The sequence below is a fragment of the Actinosynnema sp. NPDC023658 genome, assembly GCF_040639995.1.
In the GTDB taxonomy this organism is placed as follows: Bacteria; Actinomycetota; Actinomycetes; order Mycobacteriales; family Pseudonocardiaceae; genus Actinosynnema.
Genome location: NZ_JBFAAX010000165.1, coordinates 1 through 11,851, shown reverse-complemented (window position 1 = coordinate 11,851; position 11,851 = coordinate 1). Strand labels below are relative to the sequence as shown.

Here is an 11,851-nt window from a genome sequence, read left to right as displayed (position 1 = left end):
CGCGTCGCGGGCATCCGCTTCTTCTACGTCGAGGAAGAGGACACCACGCTCGGCTCCCTGGCGTTCGACCCCGCCCGGCTGCCCGAGGGCATCGACAGCGTCGTCACGGTCGCGCAGCCCGGCACCGTCGTCTCGCCGCCGCCCAAGGGCACGGTCTGGGGCCGCATCGCCTTCGCCATCGCCACCGGTGACTCGCGTGACGAGGTCGCCACCCGACTCGACGCGGCCGAGGCCGCGCTGGATGTGAAGAGCGCCTGATGACCACCGCGAAAAGCACCGACCAGGGCATCTGGCAGACGTTCGTCCAGTCGCCGCCGGCGGTGAAGGCCGTGCTCGCCGGCGTCTTCGTCAACAAGGTCGGTGGGTTCCTCAACATCTTCCTGGTGCTGTTCCTGACCTCCCAGGGCTACTCGGCCGGCCAGGCGGCCACGGCCCTGGGCGTCTACGGCGTCGGCAGCGTCATCGGCGTGCTCGTCGGCGGCGCGCTGGCCGACCGGCTGGGCGCGCGCAACTCCACCGTGCTCAGCCTGGGCGGCGCGGCGCTGCTCACCGCCGCGCTGCTCTACCTGCCCGACTACGCCCTGCTCATCGCGGCGGTGGCCCTGCTCGGCGCGGTCTCCCAGATCTACCGGCCCGCGTCGGCCACCCTGCTCTCCGAGCTCACGCCCGACGACCGGCAGGTCATGGTGTTCGCCATGTACCGGTTCGGCCTGAACCTGGGCACGACCGCCGCGCCGCTGATCGGCTTCGGCCTCTACCAGCTCGGCGGTGACGACTACACGCTGCTGTTCTGGGGCGAGGCGATCGTCGCGGCGGCGTACGCCCTGGTGGCGTTCCGCGTGCTGCCCGCGAGGACGGGAGAGAAGGGCGAAGCCGCCGCCGAGGCGCCCGCCGGCAGCTACACCGACGTGCTGCGCGACCGCCGCTACCTGGTGTACCTGGCGGCGACGTTCTTCAACGCCGTGGTCTACGTGCAGTACCTGTCGACGCTGCCGCTGGACGTCCAGGCCTCCGGCGTGCCGATCTTCTGGTACACGCTGGCGGTCGCGCTGAACGGCGGCGCGGTCATCCTGTTCGAGCTGGTGGTCACCAAGAAGACGCAGCACATGCGGCCCAAGCTGGTCGTCGGCGTCGCCTACGCGCTGGTCGGCATCGGCGTCGCGGTGTACGCGCTGCCGCTGGGCCCGGCGGTGATCGTCGCGGGCACGCTGGTCTGGACGCTCGGCGAGATCATCGGCGGCCCCGTGGTGTTCGCCTACCCCGGCATGGCCGGTCCCGCGCACCTCAAGGGCCGCTACATCGGCAGCTTCCAGTTCGTCTACGGGCTGGGCGCGGCCGTCGGCCCGGTCCTCGGCGGTTTCCTGTTCCTCCAGCTGGGTCACGGCGCGTGGCCGGTGCTGGCGGTGTTCGGGCTGGCGGCGGCGGTCGCCGGGTACGTGGCCACCCGGGACCGCGCGGAGGTGCAGGGCGGTGGGTGACTTCGACTTCCTCACCGGCCGCTGGTCGATCCACAACCGCAGGCTGCGCCGGCGGTTGGCGGGCAGCGACGACTGGGAGGAGTTCACCTCCACCTCGGACGTGCGGCCGATCTTCGGCGGCGCGGGGAACGTGGACGAGATCACGTTCCCCGACGGCACGTCCGGCCTGACCGTGCGGCTGTTCGACGCCGCCACCGGCCGCTGGTCGTTGAACTGGGCGAGCAGCGACTCGGGGGTGTTCTTCCCGCCGCTGTTCGGCTCCTTCGCCGATGGCATCGGCACGTTCCACGGCGACGAGGTGCAGGACGGCACGCCCGTGCGCATCCGCTTCCTGTGGCACCGCATCACCGGTGACTCGGCGCGGTGGGAGCAGGCCATGTCGGCCGACGACGGACGGACGTGGGAGACCAACTGGTACATGGACATCAGCCGCCAGGCCTGACCCTGTGCGACCGCACCGCCCCCGTCCTGGTCCCAGGGCGGGGGCGGTGTCGCGTCCGGCGGCGCCACCGCGCGGTGGTCACCCTCGAAGGCGGTCGCGGCGCGTCCACCGGGCTCGCTCCCCTGGCGCCCCCCGGCAGCGGTCCGGCGGACTCAGGCCACGAGCGGAATCCGCCGTTCAGAGTGGTGATCGTGGCGTGGACATGAGTCGTCTCGCGTGGGCCGGGAGGCCGGTTCGGCTTCAGAAGCCGGAGACGATGGCGGACACCAGGTCGCTCACGATCTTGTCCGAGTCGTTCGCCTGGTAGTACAGGCCGTGTGATTCACCGGCTATCTGAGCGAGGTCGTCGCGCTGGGCCATGCTGGACGAGTAGTCGATCGCGAACACTCGCACGTCCGGATGCGCCTTCAAGTCTTCAACCAGCCCTTTCAGATCCTTGCCGTTGGCGGTGTCTATACCGTCCGACAGGACGACCACGACGTTGATGTAGTCCGACGAGCCCCCGGCGTTCTTGTCCGCGGCTACGACCGCGTCGGACAGGGACTGGTGCAACGCAGTACCTGAGCCCTCGTTCTCCAGGTGGAGGATCGCCTCCGCCAGCGTCGACTTGGCGTCTTCAGTCATCTTCTGCATCGGCAACACCTCGTGCATCTGGCTGTCGAACGCGTACAGACCGACCTCCTCGCGTTCTCCGAACGGCGTGACGATGTCCGTTCGCAACTTCTTCACCAACTGCAACTTCGTCGGGCACTTCTCGGTCTCCGGGCTGAGCGCCTTGAGCCACGACTCGCACTTGGCGGTCTCGGGCGCGTTGCCGTTGAAGTCCTCCGTGACCATCGAGGGTGACACGTCCACCAGAAGGCGGACCCTCGCCGGTTTGCGGACCTTCGACCAGGTGTCGAGCACAGCCCGTACGGTCTCCGGTGCCGGCTCGGGCAACTGCCGGGGTGCCGCGGAGGTGGTGATGCCGTGGTCGGGGTCCGCGAACGGACCCGGTTCGCCGCGGAAGTTGCGGAAGCCGACCTCCTGGAACCGGGTCTGGACGGCATCGGTGTGCAGGTACCCGTAGAAGTCCGTCGCCGCCCGGCGCTTGGCCTCGGACGTGTCGCTCCACGCGAGGTCGATCCACGGGTGGTCGATGACGACCGTGCCTTCCGTGGGGTAACGGGCGATCAGCTTGGTCTGCGGCTCGACGAGGTGCTTCTCGGACTTGCCTTCGCCGGGCTCGTCCTCGTCGGGAGTGCCCTTCTCGTACCCCATGTTGTAAGCGATCATCGAACTCTCGTCCACGGTCAACGCGGACATGTACGACTCGACCTTGTCCAGGTCGTCAGCGGCGCGCAGGTTCTTCAGGAAGTCCAGCGTGGTCTTGCCGTAGTGCGCGATCGCGCGCTCGATGCGTTCGGCCCTGTCCTGCACGTCCTTGCTCGCGAGGCCCTGCGGGGTCAGCTTGCCATCGCTGTTCGCCAGGGCGTAGAAGGTCGCGTACGTGGCGGACAGGCCGGAGATCGAGTAGTACGGGTTGGTCTTGCCCAGCTTGAAGGCCGGGGTCGCCGCGAGTTCCTCCAGGGACTTCCACGACACCTCCGGGTGGAGTCGGGCCACGGGCTCGGGCATGGCGATCACGAGGACCGTCTGCACGATCGAGCCCCGCGCCTTTTCCGGCAGCACCGCCCCCGCCTTGTCCGACGCCCCGTAGCGGGCCTGTGTCAGCCACGTGCTGGACGATGGGCTCCACACGTCGGGCTTCACACCGTCACCGTCGGTCCACCCGCGGTTGAGGGCGCGCATCGCGTCGCCGGAGTTGACGTTGACGACCTGCACGCCGACACAGCGGCCGTCGGCGGACTTCACTCCGTAGTCCTTGGCCACGTCGACCAGGACCTTGTACTTGTCCTGCGAAGTCGCGACGATCAACGTCTCCTGCTGTGGGCCGCTGCAGGAGGCGAGCGGTGGCACTGCCGGTTCCTCGCCCGGCTCGTCGCCACCGGCGGCGAATGACAGCACGACCGGTACCAGCGCCCCGATGATCGCCACCACGGCCGCCGCGGCGATCGCACGGCGCAACGTGAGCGGTCCACGCCGCGCGGGCAGCACGGCGTCGTCGGCGCCGGGTGCGGCGGCGAACGCCTGCTCTCGTGCCCTGGCCTGTTCCGACAGCTTTGCCGGCAGCAGGTCACGGCCGCTCGCCGCAGCGTAGGGGGCGCACTCGGTGAGGATGTCATCGATGCTGGGGCGGAGTTCGGGGTCGGGGTTGAGGCACCGCCGCACCAACGACGCCAACGGGTGCGTGCCGTCGGCGAGCACGCCCAGCTCGACATCAGCGTTCTTGATCTTGACGAGCATCTCGGAGATGGCGGTCGAGGTGCGCGGCTGCTTGCCGTTGGCGGCGAAGACGAGCAGCGCGCCGAGCGCGAACACGTCCGTCGCGGAGGTCACCGTGCCGTCCAACTGCTCGGGTGCCATGAACGGCATGGTGCCGAGCACATCGCCGACACGGGTCAGGCTGGCGTCGGAGCCGGTCTTGGCGATGCCGAGGTCGATCAGCCGGGGACCGCTGTCGTCCAGCAGTACGTTGGCCGGCTTGAGGTCGCGGTGCACGATGTCCATGTCGGTCAGGACCCGCAACGCTTTCGCCAGCCCGTGCGCGAACCAACCGAGCGCGGGCGCGCTCCACGGACCGCCGATCCTGATCGCATCGTCCAAGGACAGGGCGGGCAGGTACGCGGTCGCCAACCACGGCCGGTCCGCCGCCGTGTCGGAATCCAGCAGCGGCGCGAAGAAGTTCTGGCCGGGCGTGTGCGTGATCCGCTCGACGTCGCGGACTTCCCGCTCGACACGCGACCGGAACTGCTGATCGCCGGTCAACCCGGGCCTCAGCACCTTGACCGCGCCGTACTCACCGCCCGGGGTGACCCCCAGGAACACGATTCCGGACGTGCCCTCGCCCAACCGTCCGATCAGCGTGAACGAGCCGACCTTCTCCGGGTCGCCCGCCTTCAACCGTTCGACGTCCAGCTGCTGGATCAGGTCATCCACGTCGTAGCCGTGCCTGGGCCACACCTGGCGGAACCCCGCCGCGGCGATCGCGACCCCGGCCAGGTTGACGAACAGGCCGAGCACGCTGGACAACCGGTCCGCCTGCTCCAACCCCCGCTGGATGAGGAAGATCCCGAAGGCCGTGACGCCCATTACCGCGACCGCGATCACCGCCACGACTTTCCACCTGCGGTGGACTAATCCGTCTTCAGCCACTTCCCACCTCGTCCGTTATCACGGTCACAGGAAGAGTGATCGTGCCACGCCGGGCATCGGTTACACGGCAAACCGGAGTAGACCAGGTCTGACCTGCCATTGAACGCTCCGAGGCGATCGGCTCGCGCTGGGGTCATCGACCTTCTCCAGCCAGGTGAATTCCAGCGAGATCCATCCACAGTGAGCCCTTTCCGACCTCATCCGGCGGCGAGGTGGAGTGCGAGGACGGCTCGGGTCAGGTCGGTGATGCGGGTGGTGGAGCAGCGGAGCCTGCGCAGTAACCGCCAGGTTCTGAGGATCGAACCGGCGCGTTCGCCCAGGGCGCGGATGCGGGCGCGGGAGCTGCCGACCGCCTGCTGTCCGCGCGGAGTTTTTGAGGGGGGGAGAACTGAAGATCATTTCTCCCGAGTCGGGGACCCACGTTGACACCGGTCGGCTTGTGTCCGGTGCACACCGCCCGGCGGGTCCTCCCTGCCGACTGCGAGCCCCTCACAATCGGGCGGTTGATGCCGGAGTAACATTTGGGCGTTACGCCCTTCTTCCGAGCCATCTGGCTCATCGGGGGCTGCGTACCCACAGCTTGGGACCGCCCAGCCGGTGACAGGAGAGCCACCGGCTGGGCGACCGTTGCTGCCTTCACGAAGATGTCAGCGCCTTGACGAACCGAACATGAGCCGTCGATGCCCGATGCTGACATTCGTCGTGACCTTCAAGAGCCCCGTTTGCCGGAAATCGATCACCGCCAAGCAGTACACTGATCCGTGACATAACCGCCGGTGACGTAATTGGGGTTGGTGAAGCAACCGCGGACGTAATTACGGAATGACCACATGGCAGTCCAGCGCTGACCGGGTTTGGGTTCCGTGGTCTGAGCGGTGCCTCCTTGCACCTCCAGCACGGCACCGCACGGTCGCCATTCGCCGAAGCAATCGCCGTCGGTGACACGGACCCACGCGGCATCGCACGCAGGTGACTGGCGCAGTTCGAGCAGCGCTCCCTGCAGGTAGGGGTTGCCGCCGGTGTAGCGGAACGAGGCCAGGTTGCGCGCGTCGTCGACACATCGCGTGACTTGAGGGTCCTGGCCGTTGCAACCGGATTGGTAACAACCGGCCGCCGCTGCGGGGGTCACGATGATCATGCCGATCAATAGGATCACGGACAGTGCGACTGTTGCGATGCGTTTCATGCGTCCTCCTGAGGATGATTACGAGTACCATGAGGCGTTCAACGTGGCATCGAGCTTGCTGGGGGCAGATCGACCAGGGGCCGCTACGAACAGCGTCGGTTGAAGGTGGGCAATATCCCGGTATGGCCCAATGCGTCGTAGTCGTACGCGAGTACTTGCTGTGCCCACTGGGTGTTGCGGATCCGGGGGGAACAAGGTTTGTTGGGTTCCCTGGTGTGCATACAGTCCTTGTGCCGTTGGCGCGTCCTTGGTGACCCGACCTGACAGGACGAGCAGTCGGCGGTGACGTCAACGTCAAGTCAGGCGCACAGGAACTCCGACTTGTCATCGCCTGGGGCCGCATCTGCCTTGTTCGAAGTGGTCGGCGTAGGAGCCAGGGTCGTACAAGACAATCGAGTCGATGCTGGCACCTGCGCCGCTGAATTTGGAGCGCAGCAGGAAAGTCGGGCGGAGCCAGACCACGCTCCAGCCGGCGAGGGTGGTGACACGCCTGTCGCTGCTGACGTAGGGGTTGCCGCCGTCGTAGGCCGATGAGCAGTTGCCTGCGGACCACTGGTCGCGCGCAACGGTGTAGTCGGCGGTCGCGTCGGGTCGAACCAGTGGGATCCGGGTTGGAAGTACACCGGCCCGCCCTGTGTTGCACCGCAGCGCGGCACCTGGGGATCGAACGGGGGCCACGGTGCAGACCACGGCGAGGTCGGGTGAGATGGCCCGTGACACCGGAGGAGGCGCGCACCTGGTTCCAGGTTTCGCTTGCGGTGGTGCCGAACACGCTGATCTCGCCCTAGATCCGGCAGTTCAGGTGCGGAACCCGACCGTCGGGCATCGTTGCGACGACGTCGCAACGCGTCGTTGGGCAGGAGCGGACGTTAAAGGGACCACCTGCGCTGGTGAACCCCCAGCTCACGTATCGGCGCGACGAGTGCCAGCACGATTGTCAGCGTCACCGACATGTTGTGCCTCCCATCTGCTAGAAGGTGAAAACTAGGTACAAAAGCTCGCTATCGGTGGTGGTGTTGCACAGCGGCTCGGTCGTGCAACACCGCGGAAGTACGGCTCGAACGATTCATTACCGCGCTCGACACGCTCACACAGACTGCTAATGTGACAACTCGGCGGGTTCGACAGCGGTTGGCGTGGTTGCTGCGCATCAACAGGACCACGGGCACGGTCTGAGGTTCCGGTCGGCTCGGTGGTTCGCTCGTGCCTTCCCGCGCGACGACGGTCTTGGTCGGAGCGGTGTGCCCTTTCCTGCGACAGGCGCTGGAAGCGAGCGATCGGAGGAGTGATGATCTTCGCCGGAGTGCACGGATCGTCCGCGAGCCGCGGGGCCCTTACAGGCGACGTTGACCTCCGACACCATCGAGGCGACGACGGTGTGGCTGCGCGAGTCGGAGTTCGTGCCGGCGGTGGCCGACGCGACCGTCGGCGGCGATGCGGGCCTCGCGACAGGCTGACCTGCTCGTGATCGGCGTGGACGGCTGTCACTCGGCTGAGATGCTCCCTGCGGCGTCACGGCGCACTGCCGGTGGTGGGATCTGGACGGGCGAAGCCCCGGCTCCACCACCGGCACATCCGGCGAACGGTCTCGCCCCCGGCTGCCAACCTGGGTCAGCGCACTGCGGCCCGCTCGCGTCTGCTCGACTTCCAGATGGTCGCCTGCCTGGCGATGACCCCCACAGCTGCCGCTCCTGGTTGACGGCCTGTCATCGTCGCTGGAGACCTGGCGGACGACCGACCCTTGGCAGGACGTGAAACCTCCTCGATGTGAAACGAGTCCGCCTGGTAACGACCCACGGCGCTCAAACCACACCGGCGCACACAGGTGGGCGCGCTACGCGGGCGAAGCGGAGTCCACGAGAGGGCCTTGGCGCTCCGCCCACCACCGCGCCAGTTGCTGCGCTTTTGGCGTGAGCTCCCGATCACGGCCCAGTTCTCTCAGCAAAGACGCGTGGGAGTCGGTGCCGATGCTGTACACCAGCCCGCACAGGATTCGCTCGTCCAGGGGGGACGGTCGGCGCCGCATAATGCCGATCTGCCGGCCAACGATGGCACGCCACGTCATTGCGGTGAAGCGCCCCTTGCTGTGCGCGGCGGACCAGGCCGCCGCGTGCCTGTTGCGCGCCGACAGAGTTTGATCGGCGAGGAGCGCGGAGACGAGCGACCGGTGGGTCGCCACGCGGAGTCGTCCGAGCAGCTGGAGACCTCGTTCGACCGACAGTTCCTCTCGGACACCGCTCGTCTTCACCCACTCCGCGACGGCGTTGGCGAGTGGCAGCCGGTAGGGTGTGGCGGTGATCAATGCCGTGGCGTAGAGCCGTTCGTCCGGGTTCCCGCCGTAGATCGCCTCGGCGATCAGCTCCGCAAGGACTTCGTCGGGTTCGGGCTCGTCAACCGCCAGGTTCGCCCGAGTCGCCAGCGCGAGTCGCATGCCGACCACCGCGTGACTCCGGGAAAGGATGCCGCTCCGCGCTCGCAACAACTTGTCGAGCTCTGCTCCGAGGGGTGCGATCACCGGGTGGTCTTCGTTCGCCGCCGCCACCGTGCCGATGATCCGCGGCAGCTCCATCATGTCGACCGCTCCGAAGTGCCCACGTCGAACCTTCGCCACGGCCGCGAGCAGAGCGCCCTGAAGCGCTTGGGAGTCGTCCGGGTCGTTCAACTGCCGGATGACGTAACGGCTGGCTTCGGGCAAGGTCGTCGCGTCGAGCAACGAGATCGGCTCGACGCACGCCGGGTTGGTTCGGTCATCGGCCATCTCCACACATGCCGCGAACGCGTGCCGAGCACTCACCGGATGCTCGAGGAGCCTGCTCATCGCCTCTTGCCGGAAGAGCCAAGAAGTGTGCTCGGCGACCACGAGCTCGCTGATGAGATTATCGGTGATCGTTCGCCACAGTCCAGGCGGGTGGAGCACCATTCCGGGCCGCCCGGCGATCAGCCGGGTCAACGTCCTCCAGTCCTCCCCCGACATGCATCCCGGCGATCGCGCCTGGTCGAGCAGCCGGTGCAGCGCACCGTCCTCGCTGGTCACGCTGATCTCGCCGCGCTCGCCGTTGAGGAAACGACCAACCGCCTCACCCGTCGCGGTCAACAGCAGGGGAGGTAGTCCCAACAACTCCTCGTACCGGCTCATGATCGGATCATCTGCCCATGATCGGCCGCTCTCCCAGCGGACCACCTGCGAGGGAGCCAATTCACGTCGACCGTCCAACCGGAAAGCCCGCGCGAAGCGCCGCGCCGACCTGAATTCGGAGATGGGGCCGTGAATCCGGTTCGTGCGGAGGAGCCAGGCGCGCCGACGGCGAAACCGACTGATCGTCACGTGGGCAATCGTCCGGCATGGGACGCGGATCGGCAATGAACCGATCCGGTGAGCCGAAGCCGCACTACTGCGGTGTTGCACGGATGAAGTGGCGTGCAACACCGACGGGACGGCCCTTCAGCCGTCTCTAATATACTTCCCAGGCCGAGTAGCCGAATGTCGGTAAGTGCCGGTGATCCTGATTGAGAACGAGAGGCCACGCAGAACCGCGAAGTGGTGCTCAACCGCTCCGGTGTCGGGATTGCGACACTCGCCGCGATTCCGGTCTCGGTGGACGCGGTGGCAGCATGTCCAGCGAGCGCGACCAGCACGTACGTCCTCAACGACGAAGGTCCTGCGGTCACGGCGACCTGAGTCACGGGCAGCGGTTGCCCCGACGACCACGTGGCCTACCGCTGTTCCCAGGTGACAATCCCGGACCTGGCCGGGCGGTGGTACGTCCGCTCCTCGTAAAACTACGACCAGAAATCGGTAGGTGGTTGCTCATGAAGTGGCACAGGTCCCGATCACGCGCGCTAACGGCCGTGGTGGCCGCGGCCCTTTTGGTCGGTCTCGGCGCGCCGGGCGCGGCAAGCGCGGCCGCAGGCGACAAGAGCTTCGTCGAAGACGGGTGGAATCTGCGCGAATGCGGGATATCGCCTGGTGAGTGCGGTGTCTATGGGTACACGGTGGGCGATCAGTGGGACGAGACCTGGTGTTGGCGGGATGGAGGCGGTATCCGCTGGTTCAAGGTGACCTCCTGGATCAACGCCAACGGCACCGAGAAGTGGAAGAAGGGGTGGATCAGCGCCGGTGCCGTCACCCGCCAGGCGACAGTTCCCTGGTGCAGCAACTGGGACCTCTGAGCGCCCTGCGTCCTGCCCGCCCCGCTCGCCGCGCGAAGGCGAGTGGGGCGGGTTTCCGGTCGACCCGTGCCGCTTGAGAAGCCGTCGCTGGCGGTGAAGCAGAGGTACCGGTGGAGCGGCATCACCCACCACTGGGTCCGGATCGCCCGGGCAGGAGGCGCAAGAAGCGCCCTTGCCTGTCGCGGGCACATCCGTCAGCCCGGTCGACGTCAAGCACGCCGGTGTCGCGGCGCCACGATCAGGCCAGTACCGCAACGGCGATTGCACCTTGGTACCGATCGAGTTCGGTACATCGACGCGGCTCCCGGTATTCGCTACCTTATCGCCATGTGGCAATACGCTATGTGGGGGTTGGTCGGCGCTGCGGCCAATCGCGCAATATTATTCATCGAAGCCACCCAGCGCGTCAAGGCATGGCCTTGGACTCGTCCGAAAGGACCCGGTGGGGGCATTTATGCAGTGGCCACTCTGCTGCACCTGGCCATCGCCACGGCGACCACCGCAGCCCTTGCCACCACAGCGATCGTAGCGAGCGATTTTGTCGCGTTCGGCATCGGCGCAGCCGCACCGGTCGTGGTGAAGAAGATCGCCGGCTACGCGGAGTCGCTTGTCTCGCCGGAGGGAAGGTGAAGGGATGACCCACAACAACTCTTTTTGGCAGCGCTTCCTGTCGGCCATGGCGGACTCCTCGCCCGCATTCGCGCGAGCCCCCCTCGGCCAACCCGGCAGTAGCTTGCTCTCCGCCATGGCCGACTCGGCTCCAGCGACTCACCCGGCCGGTGGTGCCGACGCCTACACCGTGGACTCGTTTCCGCACCATGAGGAGTTCACGGTAGAACTTCCTTCACAAGAGGAAGCGTTCACCTTCTCTGCGCGAGTTCGCGCCACCTGGCGCGTGACAGATCCCATCGCAGCGGTTCGCCTGTACGCTGATTCGCCTGGCCCCGAAGTGCGCCACCACCTGGAACGGCGCCTCCGGGAATTGAGCCGGAATTTCAAGCCCGAGAGCGGTGTTGAGGCGGAGAAGAGCATCAACCTCGAGTTCAACGAGCGGCAGCTCCACATCTCGGACGCGATAGTGGTCACCCACTGTGACGTAGCCCTCTCGCTCGATGCGACCACGGCCGCCCACGTCGCGAGCTGGACGCTCGCCGCACGCGAACGGGAACGGCTCGACCAGGTTCGCCAGACCGAAATTTTCGAGCACGAACTGAACAAACAGCGAGCAGAACACCAGCACCAGCTGGACGCGATGAAGCAGCGCTACGAGCTGGCCCTCAAGCGGGAACGGATCGAGTTCTACGCCGACGCACTGCAGTC

8 protein-coding genes and 2 pseudogenes are annotated in these 11,851 nt (G+C 67.0%); 6 read left to right on the top strand and 4 right to left on the bottom strand.

Annotated elements, in window-relative coordinates; translation table 11 throughout:
- The 3 genes and pseudogenes from AB0G02_RS18775 to AB0G02_RS18765 form a co-directional block, all read left to right on the top strand.
- Positions 1 to 258, top strand: a pseudogene (locus AB0G02_RS18775) (phosphoribosylglycinamide synthetase); the annotation flags it as partial.
- A complete protein-coding gene (locus AB0G02_RS18770; protein ID WP_360795746.1) occupies positions 258 to 1,478 on the top strand; it encodes an MFS transporter in 1,221 nt (406 codons plus the stop codon). The pseudogene AB0G02_RS18775 and the gene AB0G02_RS18770, both read left to right, overlap by 1 nt.
- Positions 1,471 to 1,920: a hypothetical protein gene (locus AB0G02_RS18765; RefSeq protein ID WP_360795743.1), complete on the top strand. Its 450-nt coding sequence runs from the start codon at positions 1,471 to 1,473 to the stop codon at positions 1,918 to 1,920. Before AB0G02_RS18770 ends, AB0G02_RS18765 begins: the two co-directional genes overlap by 8 nt.
- A 240-nt stretch (positions 1,921 to 2,160) precedes the next feature.
- On the opposite strand, the gene AB0G02_RS18760 is transcribed toward AB0G02_RS18765, so the two are convergent.
- The 4 genes and pseudogenes from AB0G02_RS18760 to AB0G02_RS18745 form a co-directional block, all read right to left on the bottom strand.
- On the bottom strand, positions 2,161 to 5,136 hold the full coding sequence (locus AB0G02_RS18760; RefSeq protein ID WP_360795740.1) for a protein kinase: 2,976 nt from the start codon (positions 5,134 to 5,136) through the stop codon (positions 2,161 to 2,163).
- Positions 5,137 to 5,372: 236 nt separating this feature from the next.
- Positions 5,373 to 5,537, bottom strand: a pseudogene (locus AB0G02_RS18755) (IS5/IS1182 family transposase); the annotation flags it as partial.
- A 374-nt stretch (positions 5,538 to 5,911) separates the two neighbouring features.
- The gene (locus tag AB0G02_RS18750) at positions 5,912 to 6,361 is read right to left on the bottom strand and encodes a DUF2690 domain-containing protein (protein WP_360795738.1); all 450 of its coding nucleotides are present in this window, start codon (positions 6,359 to 6,361) and stop codon (positions 5,912 to 5,914) included.
- Between the two features lie 1,834 nt (positions 6,362 to 8,195).
- Positions 8,196 to 9,497 (bottom strand): hypothetical protein, encoded by a 1,302-nt coding sequence (locus AB0G02_RS18745; RefSeq protein WP_360795735.1) that lies wholly within the window; start codon positions 9,495 to 9,497, stop codon positions 8,196 to 8,198.
- Positions 9,498 to 10,210: 713 nt separating this feature from the next.
- Between AB0G02_RS18745 and AB0G02_RS18740 the strand changes: the two genes are divergently transcribed.
- From AB0G02_RS18740 to AB0G02_RS18730, 3 genes are all read left to right on the top strand, one after another.
- Positions 10,211 to 10,531, top strand: coding sequence for a hypothetical protein (locus AB0G02_RS18740; protein WP_360795732.1), 321 nt, complete (start codon positions 10,211 to 10,213; stop codon positions 10,529 to 10,531).
- A gap of 459 nt (positions 10,532 to 10,990) precedes the next feature.
- Positions 10,991 to 11,161, top strand: a complete 171-nt coding sequence (locus AB0G02_RS18735; RefSeq protein WP_360795729.1) for a hypothetical protein — start codon at positions 10,991 to 10,993, stop codon at positions 11,159 to 11,161.
- Positions 11,162 to 11,165: 4 nt separating this feature from the next.
- On the top strand, positions 11,166 to 11,851 hold a 686-nt coding region (locus AB0G02_RS18730; protein WP_360795727.1), incomplete at its 3' end, for a hypothetical protein.

Coding starts and splice junctions, on each gene's coding strand:
- AB0G02_RS18770 (WP_360795746.1), top strand. CDS start 258: ATGACCACCGCGAAAAGCACCGACCAGGGCATCTGGCAGACGTTCGTC.
- AB0G02_RS18750 (WP_360795738.1), bottom strand. CDS start 6,361: ATGAAACGCATCGCAACAGTCGCACTGTCCGTGATCCTATTGATCGGC.
- AB0G02_RS18745 (WP_360795735.1), bottom strand. CDS start 9,497: ATGAGCCGGTACGAGGAGTTGTTGGGACTACCTCCCCTGCTGTTGACC.